At 42.0% G+C, this 17629-nt stretch carries 11 protein-coding genes; 8 read left to right on the plus strand and 3 right to left on the minus strand.

Translation table 11 applies throughout. The annotated features are described in order from the left end of the window. Positions 1-332 precede the first annotated feature (332 nt). The 6 genes from DRB05_RS11500 to DRB05_RS11525 all read left to right on the plus strand — a co-directional run bounded on the left by DRB05_RS11500 (position 333) and on the right by DRB05_RS11525 (position 11465). Positions 333-3446: a glycosyl hydrolase family 18 protein gene (locus DRB05_RS11500; RefSeq protein WP_128727070.1), complete on the plus strand. Its 3114-nt coding sequence runs from the start codon at positions 333-335 to the stop codon at positions 3444-3446. Between the two features lie 47 nt (positions 3447-3493). Beyond that, on the plus strand, positions 3494-4921 hold the full coding sequence (locus DRB05_RS11505) for a lytic polysaccharide monooxygenase (RefSeq protein WP_128727071.1): 1428 nt from the start codon (positions 3494-3496) through the stop codon (positions 4919-4921). A 52-nt stretch (positions 4922-4973) separates the two neighbouring features. Next, positions 4974-7442 (plus strand): glycosyl hydrolase family 18 protein, encoded by a 2469-nt coding sequence (locus DRB05_RS11510; RefSeq protein WP_128727072.1) that lies wholly within the window; start codon positions 4974-4976, stop codon positions 7440-7442. A gap of 241 nt (positions 7443-7683) precedes the next feature. Next, the gene (locus tag DRB05_RS11515; protein WP_240036238.1) at positions 7684-8370 is read left to right on the plus strand and encodes a transporter substrate-binding domain-containing protein; all 687 of its coding nucleotides are present in this window, start codon (positions 7684-7686) and stop codon (positions 8368-8370) included. Further along, entirely contained in the window at positions 8367-10301 is a 1935-nt protein-coding gene (locus DRB05_RS11520) for a RecQ family ATP-dependent DNA helicase (protein ID WP_128727074.1), read from the plus strand. The genes DRB05_RS11515 and DRB05_RS11520 overlap by 4 nt, the downstream gene beginning before the upstream one ends. Next, entirely contained in the window at positions 10302-11465 is a 1164-nt protein-coding gene (locus DRB05_RS11525; RefSeq protein WP_128727075.1) for an anhydro-N-acetylmuramic acid kinase, read from the plus strand. It begins immediately after the preceding gene. 3 nt (positions 11466-11468) lie between these two features. Here the strand turns inward: DRB05_RS11525 and DRB05_RS11530 are convergent, their stop codons facing one another. Together DRB05_RS11530 and DRB05_RS11535 are read right to left on the minus strand one after the other, a co-directional pair. Further along, a complete protein-coding gene (locus DRB05_RS11530) occupies positions 11469-11948 on the minus strand; it encodes a hypothetical protein (protein WP_128727076.1) in 480 nt (159 codons plus the stop codon). Positions 11949-12081: 133 nt separating this feature from the next. Next, positions 12082-13221, minus strand: a complete 1140-nt coding sequence (locus tag DRB05_RS11535) for a Na/Pi symporter (protein ID WP_128727077.1) — start codon at positions 13219-13221, stop codon at positions 12082-12084. A 283-nt stretch (positions 13222-13504) separates the two neighbouring features. On the opposite strand from DRB05_RS11535, the gene DRB05_RS11540 reads away from it, so the two are divergent. Together DRB05_RS11540 and DRB05_RS11550 are read left to right on the plus strand one after the other, a co-directional pair. Continuing rightward, positions 13505-15460, plus strand: a complete 1956-nt coding sequence (locus tag DRB05_RS11540) for a sensor histidine kinase (protein ID WP_235956692.1) — start codon at positions 13505-13507, stop codon at positions 15458-15460. Positions 15461-16118: 658 nt separating this feature from the next. Beyond that, complete coding sequence (locus tag DRB05_RS11550; protein WP_095726518.1) at positions 16119-16613, plus strand: YcgN family cysteine cluster protein; 495 nt, start codon at positions 16119-16121, stop codon at positions 16611-16613. Positions 16614-16675: 62 nt separating this feature from the next. Here the strand turns inward: DRB05_RS11550 and DRB05_RS11555 are convergent, their stop codons facing one another. Then, positions 16676-17629 (minus strand): carbohydrate kinase, encoded by a 954-nt coding sequence (locus DRB05_RS11555; protein WP_128727079.1) that lies wholly within the window; start codon positions 17627-17629, stop codon positions 16676-16678.

Genomic DNA, 17629 nt, shown 5'->3' on the forward strand with positions numbered 1-17629 from the left:
GTTTCATAAGTTATATTACACTTTGGACTTGTTAATATCTTTTTAATATATACCGCTAAAACAAACTGTTACTTACATGCTTTTTGGTAAATCTTAATGGTAACTATCACTTAATTTTAAATAATTACAAATTTAATTTATGTGCCTTATCAAGACGAAACTAAGCATATTTTTCATAGTGTTAGTGTTACAGTTTAATGAAAAAAGGATGAAAACAACGTTTACGTAAACGTAAACTTAAACCGAAATTTGTTGTTGCCATATTAATTTTATGTGTTAGCTTTATGGTGTTATTGTTAACCAAATACAATAAATGGTTGGAGAACCAAACTATGAAACAACATGTAAAGACCCTTAAACTATCGCAAATGGCTGCGTTCATTGGAGCTATTTTTTGCGCAAACTCATATGCTTACAACTGTGATGGCCTACCAGAATGGTCACAAAACTCTACTTACAATGGAGGCGCTCAGGTACAAAAATCGCAACAAGCTTTTGAAGCAAAATGGTGGACACAAGCCGATCCGATTACACACTCTGGTCCGTGGGATGATTGGAAAAAATTGGGTGACTGTGACAGCGTTGTCAACAACAATCCCCCTTTAATACAGAATTTACTGCCAGTTGACGGGACCTCTTTTAATGAAAATGACAGCGTTGCCATTTCTGTAAATGCAACAGACACAGATGGCGAAGTAACTCAGGTAGAATTTTTTGTAGATGGCATGTCAGTCGGTATTGATACAACAGCAACGGGTGATAGTTTTTCATTTAATTGGGCGGCAATCGCCGGAACTCACGCAATTTCTGTTGTTGCAACAGATGATAAGCAAGCAGTGTCCAACACGTTAACAACAAATGTTATCGTTAATACGACAGGAAATCAGTTACCTACAGCAAACCTTTCGTTCGGTGGAGGTAGTGATCTAGTTATTGATCAACCTGTAGATATCGTTCTTGATGGCTCGGATCCTGACGGCTCAATAGCAAAACTAACGCTGCTTATTAACGACCAAATCGCATTTGAAAGTACAACAACACCAGCTCAGCACACTTGGACACCAACACAACTTGGTGCGGTAACATTAAAGCTTATTGTTGAAGATAATACCGGTGCAACGGCTGAGAGCATACTTAATGCAAGTGTGATTGAAACACCTCCAGTTGCAAACAGCTGTGTTCCACATGGCCTTTACCAGACCCCCAACACTTCGCCTAACTATTGTGATATTTACGATGAAAACGGCCGTGAAAAAATGGGAAGCGATCACCCAAGACGTGTCATAGGGTACTTTACTAGCTGGAGAACGGGTAAGAATGGTCAGCCTAGCTATTTAGTTGATGATATTCCATGGGATAAGATCACCCACATCAATTACGCTTTCGCGCACGTTGATGCCAATAACAAGGTATCAATAGGGAACCCAACTGCACCTAACAATCCTGCAACGAATATGACATGGCCAGGTGTTGCTGGGGCAGAAATGGATCCATCTCTTCCTTATACCGGCCACTTTAACTTACTGAACAAATTCAAGAAACAGCACCCTGATGTGAAAACTTTGATCTCCGTAGGCGGCTGGGCAGAAACTGGTGGCTACTTTGACGAAACAGGTAAGCGTGTCGCCAGCGGTGGCTTCTATACGATGACTACCAATGCAGATGGAAGCGTGAATCATGCAGGTATTGATGCGTTTGTAGCAAGTTCCGTTGAATTTATCCGTAAATACAACTTTGATGGTGTCGATATCGACTATGAATACCCATCTTCAATGAATGACTCTGGTCATCCCGATGATTTTGCAATATCTAACCCGCGTAGAGCAGCATTGAATGCTTCTTATCAAGTATTAATGAAAAAACTGAGAGAAGCATTAGACCAAGCAGGCCAACAAGACAATACTCACTACTTACTAACGATTGCATCACCTTCTTCTGGTTACCTTCTACGTGGTATGGAGACATTCCAAGTCACCAAGTATCTAGACTATGTCAATATCATGTCTTATGACTTACACGGAGCGTGGAACCAGCACGTTGGTCATAACGCATCGCTATTCGACACTGGCGAAGATTCAGAACTTAAGCAGTGGAATGTATATGGCACCAAAGAATTTGAAGGAATTGGTTACCTTAACACTGATTGGGCGGTCAAATATTTCAGAGGCTCTGTCTCTGCAGGACGGATCAACATTGGCATCCCTTATTATACTCGGGGTTTTAGAGATGTTACGGGCGGTACAAATGGTTTATGGGGACAGGCTGCATTGCCTAACCAAGCTGATTGTCCTCCAGGAACTGGTAGCGGCGAAAAGAACAAGTGCGGTAATGGTGCAGTAGGTATCGATAACTTGTGGCACGACAAGAACGACGTTGGCTTAGAAGTACCGGCAGGTTCGAACCCACTTTGGCATGTTAAAAACCTTCAAAATGGCGTGTTAGGTAGTTACCTAAGTGATTATGGATTAGACCCAGTTAATAACCCTGAGCATCAAATTAATGGCAGCTATACGCGCCATTACGATTCTGTTGCCGTTGCTCCTTGGCTCTGGAACGCCACCAAGAATGTTTTTCTATCTATTGAAGATGAAGAATCAATGGCCGCCAAAGTCGACTATGTCATCAACCAAGAACTAGGCGGTATCATGTTCTGGGAGCTTGCAGGTGATTTCGATTATGATGCAAGCAAGAATGAATACTTTATGGGTTCATCGCTAACAACCTTAGCCTACAACAAGTTTAACCAAAGTGGCACGCCTTACTCTGTAAAACAAGGAAATAAGAGCTTTGTAAAACCAGCGTCAGCTGTTGATGTAACCTTCGTAGCGAAGGATTTTCCAGCAGGAGATGCTAACTATCCGATTGCACCAACTTTTGCCTTTACCAACAACTCAGCGATAGATTTGAGTGGCGCGAAAATTTCCTTTGATGTTCCTGTTGCAACATCGGCAATTTTTAAATCGAACTGGAATGCACAAGAAAAGCTTGGTATGGCAGTGGACGTAAATGGCTCAAATGCTGCGGGTAATAATATTGGCGGCTTCGAAAATGAATTCCATCGATTCTCAATCACGCTTGTGAATGAGTGGGGTGGTACGCCTAAGTCTTTTGCTCCAGGCGAAACCATCAATGCCCAAGTCATGTATTACATGCCTATTTCTGGCCCCGTTAACTTTGTAGTTGAGAAAGACGGAAACCGTTATGCATTCACCAGCGAATATAACGACCTACCGGTCGCAGCACCTGGCACAGGACCTACCGATCCGGTAACTAACTGTAAAGGCACACCTATCAGTCAAATTGTGGTTTACCCTAATTTGCCACAAGGTACACATGCTGCTCAAGGTGATTTAATTGTTGAAGGAAACGCGGTGTATGAAGCGAAGTGGTGGAGCAATAAGCAGCCATCAGTCAGCAGCGACTATACCAAGGTTTGCAATTTGTAAATAGTTAATGGGGAGCTTTGCTCCCCCTTTATGAAAGGCGAATAAGCATGAATAGTTTATACCGTAAATATGCGCTTGGTCTTTTTGGCGTAACCTCGGCTTTGCTTTCAAACGCAGTTTCAGCTCATGGTTTTATGGACTTTCCCAAAGCAAGGCAAGCTATCTGTCAAGCGCAAGGAGGTTATTGGTGGCCAGATGATGGTTCAAATATCCCAAACCTAGCGTGCCAAGCAGCTTTTCTAGACTCAGGCCATTTTCAGTTTGTGCAAGAGCATGAGTTTTCAACCAATACCGCTGACTACAATAATCTAGAGGCGGTAAAAGCAAATATTCCCGATGGTACGCTTTGCTCAGCTGGCGACCCGAACAAAAGTGGCATGAGTGTTGTCTCATCGCACTGGCAGCGCACAGTTGTAGAGCCAAACGCCCAAAATAAACTTGCCATTAGCTTTAGAGCTACAACCCCCCATAACCCCAGCTTTTGGCAGTTTTTCCTGTCAAAGCCGAACTATGATGGTGATACATCTCCACTGACTTGGAATGATTTAGAGCTTATTAATGAATTTGGCAATATTGATTTCGTCGTGGATCCTGAAGGTAAGCGCTTCTATAAAATGGAAATAGATATACCGCAAGGCCGAGAGGGCAATGCTGTATTATATACCCGTTGGCAACGGTTTGATGTCGCAGGAGAGGGATTTTATAACTGCTCTGATATCACAATAACCCCAACGGGGGCACCACCAGAATGGGTGAGCAGCGGCTATTTCGTAAAACAAGGCCAAGATGCTAAAGCCGGCGATAGTGTGTGGTTTAGGACATTTGACCAATCTGGCAACGAATTAATTAGCCATCACCTGAATGTAACCTCCACTAATGCATCAACATGGCAAGCTGAGTTAGCTCTTTATCTTAATAGCAACTACGGTAATAAGGTCAACATTGGTATTAAGCAAGCGGACGGCTCAATCGTATTTGATCCTAACGCCTTATTGGCAAACGAAGTATTTTTGCCAAGTGCAGCCTACACTAGCAATCTTAGCATCGTAAAAGGCGGCGACAACACTGCCCCTACGGTGAACCCAATTTCTAACCAAATTATCTCAGAAAACAGCCAAGTGACCGTGCATGCACATGCATTTGACGACCAAAATGATCCACTATCGTTCATTTGGAGCATTCCTGCACCACTTAGCTTTAGTGGCGAAGGTGACACCATTACCATCTCAACACCTGAAGTTACCGCTGATCAAACCTTTCAGGCTGAACTTAATGTCACCGATGGCAAAGCAAGCACGACCGTAAGTTTCAAAATTACCGTTCAAGATAGCACCAATAACCAATACCCAGCTTGGAGTAGCACAACTACTTATGTCGCAGGCGACAGAGTAACGCATAAACAAAAAGTATATGAAGCCAAGTGGTGGACGCAGGGAGAAGAACCCGGCACGTCCGATGTTTGGAAAGCAATTTAAAGAAAACCCAAATTAATTGGGTACAACATGTAACTACAATAAGGTTGAAGATATGAAACTTAACAAAATCACCAGCTATATAGGACTTGCCTTACTGAGTGGCGGAGCACTTGCCGCTCCTTCCACACCAACGCTAGACTGGCAGCCACAACAGTATTCGTTCGTTGAGGTTAACGTTGATGGGCTAGGCTCATACAAACAACTGGTTAAAGCCAAAGAAGTTGTCGATATTAGCATCAAATGGAATGCATGGAGTGGCTCTGGCGGCGACAATTATAAAGTATATTTTGATGACCAGCTCGTTAACCAAGGTACTCTTTCAGCTGGTACTAAAAGTGGCGTAGTACAATTTCCCTATACTAAATCCGGTCGCCATCAGCTTTATTTAGAGCTATGTGAAGGTACTGTATGTGCAAGAAGCGCAGGGAAAGAAATCGTCATTGCCGACACAGACGGAGCACATCTCGCGCCACTTCCTATGAATGTAGATCCTAACAACCGCAATAACGGGACAATTCCAGGCCGGGTAACGGGTGCATATTTCGTTGAATGGGGCATTTATGGTCGTGACTACGACGTAACTAAGATCCCAGCGCATAACCTATCTCACATTTTATATGGCTTTATTCCTATTTGTGGTCCTAACGAATCACTCAAATCCATTGAAAATGGTAATAGTTGGAGAGCACTACAAACTGCATGTGCTGACTCTCAAGATTATGAAGTCGTCATTCACGACCCTTGGGCAGCCGTCCAAAAATCTATGCCAGGGGTGGATGCAAAAGATCCTATTCGCGGTGTTTATTCTCAATTGATGGCACTAAAACAACGCTATCCAGATCTTAAAATTCTCCCTTCGGTAGGGGGGTGGACGCTATCAGATCCGTTCCATGGCTTTACAAATAAAGCAAACCGCGACACTTTCGTCGCGTCAGTAAAACAATTTCTTAAAACTTGGAAGTTCTATGACGGTGTAGATATCGATTGGGAATTTCCCGGCGGTGATGGTCCAAACCCAGATTTGGGCGATCCAGTTAACGACGGTCCAGCATATGTGGCGCTAATGCAAGAACTTCGTGCAATGCTAGACGAATTAGAAGCTGAAACTGGCCGTCAATATGAGCTGACTTCTGCAATAGGTGCAGGCTACGACAAGATTGAAGATGTAGATTACCAAGCTGCTCAGCAGTATATGGACTATATCTTTGCGATGACCTATGACTTCTATGGCGCTTGGAACAATGAAACGGGTCATCAGACTGGTATCTATTGTGGCTCTCATCTAAGTACAGATGAATGTAACGGTACAGGTGTTGATGACAATGGAGTGCCACGCAAAGGCCCTGCATACACTGGCGACCATGCAATTCAGTTATTACTTCAACAAGGTGTACAGCCCTCTAAGCTCGTTATGGGCGTTGCAATGTACGGTCGCGGCTGGGAAGGTGTGCTTGATGCAAATGCGACCATTCCAGGCAATCCAATGACAGCGCCGGGCAATGGGCCGTTGACTGGTTCTACAAGTGAGGGCGTTTGGGAGCCGGGTATTATGGATTACAAGGCTATTGCAGCAAACGCTGTAGGCCAAGGTGGTTCAGGCGTTAATGGTTATGAAGTAGGCTATGATGAGCAAGCACAAGCAGCATATGTTTGGAACAGAAGTAACGGTAAACTCATCACTTACGATAGCCCACGCAGCGTTATCGCAAAAGGCCAGTATGCGAACACTCATCAACTGGCTGGTTTATTTGCTTGGGAAATTGACGCTGATAATGGCGACATTCTAAATGCGATGTATGATGGCCTTACAGCGGGTGAGATCCCTAATCGTGCTCCTTCTATCGGCGTTTCTGGACCGATCAATGTGACCTCAGGTCAGGTTGTGAATGTTGATGCGCAAGCAAGCGATTTAGACAATGATCCACTAACCTACTCATGGGTTGCTGCGCCTGGTTTGGCTTTATCTGCTAACAACACCGCAGCTGTCGCTGTAACTGCTCCATCTGTCACTCAGCAGACAAGCTATGACTTGACTGTAACGGTGAATGACGGCGCATTGTCAACAACCAAAACAGTCGCTGTAGTTGTAAACCCAGAAGGTGCAAATGCAGCGCCAGTCGTTACACCGATTTCAGATATTACGGTTAACGAAGGAGCCTCGGCTACTGTCAATGTATCAGCAACTGACCCTGAAGGCGCAGCACTTAGCTATAGCTGGAATGCACCAGCCGAACTGAGCGTTGTAGCAAATGGTAGCTCAGCCACTATTACTGCTGCAAATGTCACTGCCGACACAACCGTGCCAGTCACAGTTACCGTATCAGACGGGGTTAACGCTGTAGATACAACATTCAATGTCACAATTAAAGACGGTGGCGCCCAATACCCGACTTGGGATCGCTCTACCGTATATGTTGGTGGTGACCGTGTAATTCACAATGGTAATGTCTTTGAAGCAAAATGGTGGACTCGAGGCGAGGAACCTGGAACTGCTGCGGTATGGAAAGCAGTAACTAACTAATCTAACCATCCCCAATTAATGAGCTTGCCAGTCAAGCTCATTTTTTATGCACATAAACATAAAGTTATCCATTATCTGGCTTTTATCAGCAATTTCTTCTTTCTTTTTCTGCTTGGTCTTTCATAATGACATAATGAACTTCATAAAAGAGTCATAAGTTCTGGCAGTGCTTATTCGTCTATCCGTTTTATTATTCGTTTTGGCTTTTCCAAAAAGCTACGCTTCCGATTGCGCGGATAAGTTGTCCCTAAAAATCGGCATTGGCTCTAGCTGGCCGCCTTTTGTTATGTATGGCACTCGTCCTTATGGCATAGACGTAGATATCACTAGAGCAGTGTTTGAGCGCGCCGGGTTTTGTATCGAGTTTATTCAACTTCCTTCATCAGCACGTGGGATCACCGAGCTTGAGAAGGGCTTAATTGATGTCCTACCATCCGCAAGTTTTAGTGTTGATAGAGCAAAAATCGCTTACTTCTCGTCGCCATATCGGCGTGAAAAAATGCGTTTGTTTGCTAACAAGGAAATAGATCTCGATAGCAACTTAATCGAGTTATTTTCTGCAGGCTATACATTTACGGCTAATCCCGGAGCCTACTACGGTGAGGAAGTGAAGCAAATAAAAAAAATCGATTGGTATGACAAGCGGTTGTTTGAAATCGCGAGCTTGGACAGGCGAATAGAAATGGTGGCTAAAAACCGCGTCGATTTTCTGATTGAAGATGAAGACGCAGGCTACTACTATATCAACAAGCTAGGCTATCAAAGCATTCAGCTACACCCTTATGTAGTTAACGATAACGCTATTCATTTTATGCTTGGACGTCATGCATTTAAGCGTAGTGACATTGAGCGGGTCAATGAAGCAATTACCAATTTAAATGGCACAATAGCGAATATCTCAGAAAAATATAGAAAAGATTCAGGATGACTCAACAGCAGCAACTCCTTCAAACATTACAAAGCACATTTGGACATACGACACTTCGCCCGGGACAATCGGAAGTCATAGAATCTATACTGCAAGGCCAAAGTGCAATCGCTATTTTTGCAACTGGTGCAGGCAAGTCGTTGTGTTATCAGTTACCAGCAATCATGAAGCAAGGGGTGTGCGTAGTCGTTTCACCGCTATTGGCATTGATGCATGAACAACGAGATTACCTACAAAGTAAAGGGGTTGCGACGGCTTGTCTTGATAGTACTCAAAATAAAGAGGAAACATTACGCATAGAAAATGCGGTGCGAAACAATGCTCTTAAAGTCCTCTTTATATCTGTCGAGCGGCTGAATAGCCAAAAGGCTCGGACTCTATTATCACAAAGCAATATCTCTTTTCTTGTCATTGATGAAGCGCATTGTATTTCTGAGTGGGGACATAATTTCAGGCCAGATTACCTAAAAGTGGCTAAATATCGATATGAACTTGGTATCAACCAAGTGCTATTACTCACCGCGACAGCAACAAATAAAGTTGCACGCGATATGGCAGATAAATTCGATGTATCCGATCAAAATATCATTAGAACGGGCTTTTACCGTAAGAACCTATTCTTAAGTGCGGCGCATATTAGCGAATCTCAGAAAGACGAATATCTACTCGCCTTTTTGAAAAAAGCAAAAGGCGCAGGTATCGTTTATGTCACGCAGCAAAAACAAGCTGAAGAAGTAGCAAAAATGATAACCGCTTGTGGCTTTCCTGCAGAAGCCTTTCATGCATCATTGCAGAGTGAGAAAAAGGCCCAAATTCAAGCTGACTTTCTAGCGAAAGCTAATCTTATCGTTGTAGCGACTATTGCGTTTGGTATGGGTGTAGACAAACCCGATGTTCGCTGGGTACTACATTATGATATGCCAAAATCTATTGAGGGATATAGTCAAGAAGTCGGTAGGGCTGGCAGGGATGGCGAAAATGCACATTGCGTTGCTTTAATTAATAATGAAAAAATTGCCACATTAGAGAACTTCGTTTATGCCAGTGCATTAGAGCGAGAGTCATTAACGCTGCTTTTTAACGAACTTTTCGGTGAGCCAGCTACAGATTATCACCTCAACGAATACGAACTTGCCTACAAAACCAATATTAATCAATTGGTATTAAAAACACTTATTGTCCAACTCGAACTGCAAGGTTACTTACGGGTAAACTACAGCTACTTTGCGGAGCTAAGTATCGCATTCACTCAAGACAAAGATAAAATATTAGCCAGGTACTCGCCGGAACGGCAACTGTTTTTGTCTCAGCTATTCTCATGTTTTGAATTCAAAAAGAAATGGGGATTACTTTCACATCAAGCATTAGATGGGTACAATATCCCCCTTACTAAAGCGCAAGAAGTCGTTGAGTATTTGCAAAATCAACAACTGATTGACGTAAAAGTCGCTAAATATACTTCGGTTTATTCAAAGCCTGTCCAACAAGTTAACATTAATGAACTGGTTGAGTCTTTCTACCAGCAATCACAAATTAAAGAGCAAGGCGAACTTGCACGGCTAAGACATTTACTCAAATTTTTCCAGCTGACTTCCTGTTACCACAAAGCGCTCGCCAGTTATTTCGGCGATATGCACGCACCAGAGCAATGTGGCCATTGTGGGGTCTGCAGCGGTAAGCATTTGATCGTCAATGCACAAGAGAGCCACGGATTAGATATTGAAACAACAAGAAATATTTTAAGAGACGCTTCACAGTTTGCGTCGCAACGCGGCGTTAATTTTTCTACTCACCTCAAAACATTGTTTTTACTAGGCTTAAATTGCCCCTATTTTACTAAATATAAATTCAGACAACTTGAAGGATTTGGCAGTTTATCCGGAGTAAAGTATGAAAAGGCAAGAGCATTGATCATGGAGCGCGCTTTATAGATGAAAGCAGATATTATTAAACTCGCCACGATCGCGGAAAAAAAGACCAAATATATACTCGGACTAATGAGCGGTACCTCATTAGATGGGTTAGATATTGCGTTATGTAAAATTGAAGGTGCCGGGAAACATACACAGCTAACGGTTGAGCGATTTACCACAATAGAATATAACCCTTCGCAAAAGCAGCTTCTCAGTGATCATGCGTCTAGATCTCAGGTAAATCTTAAGACGTTGTGTCAATTAAATGCGTGGCTCGGCGAGTTGTACGCAAGTCTAATCAATAATATTTTGGCAGAGTGGCAAGTTGCAGCCGACACTGTTGATTTAATAGCGAGTCATGGACAAACACTTTACCATTGTCCGAAACAAGCCTTTGCTGACTTTGAAAAATTAAATAGCACCTTGCAAATCGTTGATGCTGATATTATTGCGACAAAAACGAACATCATCACCATCGCAGACTTTAGACAAAAGCATATCGCCAAGGGATATGAAGGAGCGCCTCTCGTGCAATATGGTGACTACCTGTTATATTCGAGCACGAGTATCGATAGGGTTTTGCTCAATATTGGCGGTATTTCAAACCTTACTTATTTACCAAAAAACTGTACACTTACGCAGAGTATAAGTAGTGACATTGGTCCTGGAAACACATTAGTAGACCAATATTGCCGCCACGTATTGGGACTGCCATTCGATGAAAATGGTGAGATTGCGTCAAGTGGCAAAATTCAATTGCCATTTCTCGAAGCTTTACTGTCGCACCAATTCTTTGAGATGCCACTTCCAAAATCAACTGGACAAGAGTTATTTAATCAAACCTTTGTGCATCACGCATTGGATGGAAAAGATTATAATCATGAAGATATCATCACGACACTGACTGAATTCACAGCTATCACTGTCGCAAATGCGGTGAATGAGCTTGGTACAACTGAATTAGAGCTATATATTAGCGGAGGTGGTATTCATAATGTATTTTTAATGGAGCGAATTGAAAGCCATTTGAGTAACCATGTTTTACTCAAGGACTTTTTACAACTGGGAGTAAACCCCGACGCCAAAGAAGCCGCTTTGTTTGCGCTACTTGCGAATGAAACCGTTTCAGGTGATAGTAATGCACTGCCTTTTTCTATGGGTAAGATTTCATTACCAGCATAGTCGCTAAAAAACGGATAATACTGCGCTCACTGCCGAGTTAAAAATACGTTTGAAGCCAGTAGTCTGAGTTTTGACAAGCTCAGATACTGGCTCGCTTACGGTAATTCTCTCATTCAAAATGATATCAAACTCAGCTGCATTCTTTAAATAATCGTGGAGCCCCACTAGGTTCAATTGCATAAAGTAGGGACCAGCATCAAGCGATTGCTTTACTTTGATTTCTACAATCTTAGTGAGATAAGACTCCGGATCTACCACCAAAGATACCTCGCACTTTGCATTCCGCTCGTCGTGCTTTGTAAGTACAACGTTAACTCGGTCATCAATACGTGCATCGATTGGCAACTCAATTACCAAAGAAAGTCCTTGCTCACCTGGTTGCAGACTAAGCTTCTCATAGGGCTGAACAGCACGGTACTGTCCCCTCATAGAACTTGTGATCTGTGCTGCATTAAAACTAAAAATACCAGGTTTGCTACTCATTACTTTCTTTCGTTATTTACAAGACAATGTTAATTATCTCAAAGCTAGATTACAGAATTATGACTTACCAACCAAAGACTAAAAAAGTCAAAGCTCGGCAATACCGAGCTTTAAACGCACTTTTTAGTTAAATTTATCGTACTGCGAGCATAATAAGTCCTGGAAATACAAAGAATGAACCTAAGACATATGCTAAAGCCGCAGGTTTATTTTTAGCCCCAATTTCTGCTAACTTCTCAGCCAGATGTAGAGGAATTTCTCTAAGCAGCGGTAAGCCATAAATAAACGCAACAGCAAAAATGTTAAACATAACATGCACAAGCGCAATAGTTAATGCTACTTCTGCAGCGGGGCCTGTGATAGATGTAGCCGCTAATAATGCGGTAATTGTAGTGCCTATATTCGCACCTAAGGTAAATGGATATATCTGACGAGTGGTAAATACGCCGCTTCCAGCAAGCGGGATCATCAAACTAGTTGTAGTCGATGATGACTGTACCATTACCGTAACTACAGCACCCGAACCAATACCAACAAATGGACCTCGGCCAATAGCACTGTGTAGTAACTCTTTAGCCTTACCGACCAATGCCTTTTTCAGTAACTTGCCTAAATAGGTTACGGCGAACAAAATCATCATGATCCCGATAACGACCATAGCAACACCTGCAGCAGTGGAGTCTAAAAAGCTAACGCCATCTTTAACAACGCCAACCGCTGGCTTGACCAACGGCTTAATAAAATTATAACTTTTTAAGGATAAATCGGCGTCACCTACAAAAACGTGGGCCAATCCCGATGCTAACTTCTCAAAAATACCAAACATGATTTCGAGCGGTAGAAAAATAGCGACGGCTAATAAATTAAAGAAGTCATGTACGGTGGATGCGGCAAACGCTCTTCTAAACTCTTCTTTACTGCGAATGTGACCGATTGAAACAAGCGTATTGGTAATAGTCGTACCAATGTTTGCCCCCATTACCATAGGAATTGCAATGTTTATTGGTAATCCACCAGCCACAAGACCAACAATAACTGAGGTCACCGTTGATGAGGACTGCACCAGTGCAGTAGCTAAAGCTCCCAAAAGTAGGGCCACAATTGGATTAGTTGCAAATGCAAAGATTTCTTTCGCGCCTTCACTTCCACCTGAAGCCAACTTAAAACCGCCACTCACAGTTCCCACTGCGACTAAGACTAAGTAAACAAGTAGTATGATAGACAGCCAGTTTAAAAGTTTAGCTGATCCCGAGGTCTGAGATTGATTAACCATAGTTTCGCTCTTAGATTAAGTAATGTTCTTTCATTACATTTTTATTTCAGTCGCGCATTTAACCACTCTATTGTTACAGTTATATTTCAGTTTCATGTAACTCGTCACGGCTGCTTACTTTCTCATCGTATTTTCATAAACAGTTTCTCGATACAGCAGTAATATCTTGTTTTTTCTACTTATTAACGTAGGCATGCGTTTACATTTGTTTACTTCTTCAAATTTGATCCACATTTGCTTCACTATTTAAAAGTAGGATTTACCTATAATTATTGTGCCGTATATGACTATGCTTAGACTTTTTTCACTGTTACTAATTCTTGCCGCCATGGCAGTCAGTGCGGCTGACTTTACGTCAAATGCCAAGTATAGAGTAAGTACACCACTAACAATTTATTTTGATAAGGTCGATAAAGCACAACTATCTTCAATCTTGGTCTTAGGTCCAGATGAAGCGGAAGCTGTATTGGACAAACTTAATCAGCAGAGACCAGAGCATGAAAACAAGCGATATCAATGGGCAGTGATCACACCCGATATGCTATTACCAATGGAGAGAAATTATATTGCGTTTGGTTTTGGCAGACTACCTTGGCTAAATATTGCCTTGATAAAAGACAATGAGGTCTCATTTTTAACACAACATACACTAAATACAACGTTTGCAGAAAGAGAAGTGCAAGCACCTCAACTATATGTCCCAGTATCAAAAGAGGATTTAGCTGGGGCTAGTTTAATAGTTAGATATCAGACTTTTGCGAATGCACCGGCTGATCTAAGATTGATTAATGACAATGAACTTAATAGCAATGTCCTCACTAGCACGCTAATGAACGCGGCACTAAGTGGGATAATAGCAGCAGTGTTTATCATCGTACTTGTCAATTTTTACTTCAATGCAAACACCACAAACGCTTATTATTGTATATGGACATTGTTATTCTTACTTATTGTTTTAGACATGTCGGGGTTCACGTTTCAGTATTTTTGGCCTTTACACGGTAAGTTTGCGACCTTGTTTTCAGCATGTCTGATGACCTTTGTGCCTGTATTTCATCTTCTTTTCATTAGACAGTTTTTGCAACTAAAGCGTAGAAACGAAACTTTACATTTTTTATATAATGGATTTTTAACAGCTTATTTGCTGCTAATCCCAATCGCAATCTATTCAAAATCAGTTCACTATAATCTGGTATTAAGCTTGAGTATTATTCCGCTATTTCTTTATACCAGCTATTGGTCTTTAAAACAGCGTGCTCCTGGCTCTGTAACTTTTTCCCTCAGCCTGCTAAATCATGTTATTTTTGTAAATTTCATTGCTATCGGTGGGACTATGTATACGGGTTTTATCAATGTTCTTCATATCTCAAGCGCGATTAAATTTGGCTACCTAATCGAGGTTATGTTGTTCACATTAGCGCTCGCACAACAGAATAAGTCAGCCCAAAACAATCTATTATCAACACTACAAACTCAAGTCAACGCATTGGCCAATACTGTACAAAGTGAAAAACAGTTTAACCATGAAAATCAGCAGGCATTAGAAAAGAAAGAGCAACGCCTATTCACAGATCTGTCTCATGAGCTTCGCACTCCTTTGACTGTGATGAAAGTACAAGTTGAATCTTTGCAATACAATATTGTTGAAAATGTGCAGGAAAGCTACAGCAAACTTATGGATAAAATTGACGAGCTCAATCACTTTATAAATCAATTGATGCTCGTTACAGATCACGAAAAATTAGCAACAATGCTTAACCTTCGAGACTTCACAATCTGTAAATTGGTAAATCAAGTGCACACTCAGGCCGCGACTTTATTTAAAGATAACAAAGAACGGCTAGAAGTTAATTATCAAATATCTGGTACGGAAAAGATAACCATAGACCTAGACGCAATAACCAACTGCATTCTTGAGATTTTAGGAAATGCCATTAAGCATGGTGGAGATAAGGTCCAAGTCAAGATGAGCTTCTTCAGCGTAGACAGCAACTTAATCATACGCATTGAGGACTCAGGCACTCCTTTATCTTATGAAGCGCACCAACAGCTATTCGACCCGCTTTACAAATCACAATCTGCTAGAACCAATTCGGGAAAATCCAAGGGTATGGGCCTTGCGATGTGCAAAAAAGTGGTAGAAGCCCACAGCGGACAAATTGAATCCTTTAATAGCCTATTAGGCGGGTTGAACATGGAGATCAAGCTGCCATTAACTAAAACCCCTGCTTTCAGCTGATATACAAAAATATGTATTCGCGTTCACAATTTAATTTTTCGTCGCGGTATTAGCTTAAGCCAAAACGCAATTTCAAGTGCCACCCCCAATATTACAAATATGAACATCCCGGTTTGGCTGCTATAACTATAAGCAGCTATCGCCCCAATGAGTAAAGCCAGTAAAATGGCGATTCTGTGAAGTGTCTTCATCTTACATTCTTTTCTATGGTGCCTTAGCTTAATGCACTAATTCATTTTCTGCCAAATACCAATTCTACAACTCACCTGAGATTGCTATTTGGTTACGGCCATTACGCTTGGGCAAAATAAAGCGCTTGATCAGCCGAGGAGAGTAATTCTTTACCATTATAAGGTAGCTTAGTTTGAGTATGTAATCCTGCACTTAATGTTATCTCAATACAATAACTTTCGCTTATCAATGGACTAGCCTCACATGCCATTCAGAGCTTCTCTGAAAGATCACAAGCCTGCGGACCCAAACACCAAAGATTACGATATAAAAATAGTACTTTAATCATAGTCAGCCATAAATAGTTCGCCAATTTTGAATTACATTCAACTATCCTATAGAATGCGCCGCTTGTTTGATGTGATCGATTGATTCCTCAGTCACAAATCAAATAGGATGCAAAAAAGCGTAATGAAGGGGCGAAGTAATGAGCTTTTGGCAAGAAAAAACTCTCGAAGAAATGACTAGAGATGAGTGGGAAGCGATTTGTGATGGCTGTGGTAAATGCTGTTTACACTCTTTTATCGACAGCGATGAAGAAGATGAATCATTCGAGAGCACTGACTTTTTACGCGAAGGTGAAGAGTTACTCTACACCGATGTTGTCTGCCAATATAACGATAAAAATAGCTGTGGCTGTAGCCGCTACAGCGAAAGGCAAGTTCTAGTACCGTCTTGCGTACAGCTAACCAAAGAAAACCTTAAAGATATCTTTTTTATGCCAAACAGTTGTAGTTATCGACGACTTCATGAGGGCAGGGGACTGGCAAGCTGGCATCCACTTAAAAACAACGGGTCCAAACAGGCCATGATAGATGCGGGCATTAGTATTTTTGGTAAGGCGACCTCTGAGCTGGAGGTAGATTTAGAATCTGATTTTGAAGCGCATATTGTAGAGTGGCCCCACAACGACAGCGACTGAAGAAGCAAGTCCTAGGATAAATGCCTTGCGAGAGAGCGTGCATCTATCCTAGAAAAAGTATTCTATTCGCCAATATCGCCTTTAGACGGCAAAGCGGCAAATGCTCCAAAGCGTTGAACGGCAAACGCTCCACATTTCGCAGCATACGTGACTAAATCTTTCGCCTCATCCAGTGAGATGGCAAACTCAGCATCTCGGGTAGGTTTAAACTTTCGAATGATTTCAGCAAGTAACCCTCCGACAAACGCATCTCCCGCTGCCGTGGTATCCACTGCGACAACATTTGGCACAGTGACTTTAGCACTAACATTTGGCAGATAAACCTCAACAGGGTTTGCACCGTCGGTTATTAGTAACAATTGAGTTTGCTTATCCATAATTGCGGCTATGGTTTGCGCTTCTGTTTTACCTGCATGGCTATTTGCGTTCAGATATTCCAATTCTTCGCGAGAAAGTTTAATAACATCACTTAGCGCGATACAATGCCAAACTCTATCAAGAATATGCGCAGTCGAACTCCACAGGTTCAACCTGAGGTTCATATCAAAACTAACAAGCATGTTATTTGCGCGCGCGCGCTCAAGCGCATAAACCGTAGTTTTATAAATATTTTCTTCAGTAAGACTGTTACTGCATATATGTAATACAGAATGCGCTGTAAACATATCATCAGAAAAATGTGTTTGCCTGAACAACAAATCCGCCGCTGGTGGTCGATAAAAACTAAAGCTTCTTTCACCTTGCTCATCAAGAGAGACAAATGCTAATGCCGTTTTAGCTTTATCTGTATACTCAAGGTAACGAGTATTTACGCCATTGGCCTGTAGCTCCTCAGCTAAAAACTGGCCGAACATATCATTGCCTAACATGCCGCAAAAATACGCATTAACGCCTTGCTTTGCCGCAGCAACCGCCACGTTTGCAGGCGCCCCGCCTGCAAATTTAGTAAAAGATTCTGGTGTTTTTCCATCCGATAAAAAATCAATCAACGCCTCACCAAAACAAACAAGTGCCAT

The organism is Pseudoalteromonas sp. A757 (genome assembly GCF_004103285.1).
GTDB classification, from domain to species: Bacteria; Pseudomonadota; Gammaproteobacteria; order Enterobacterales; family Alteromonadaceae; genus Pseudoalteromonas; species Pseudoalteromonas galatheae.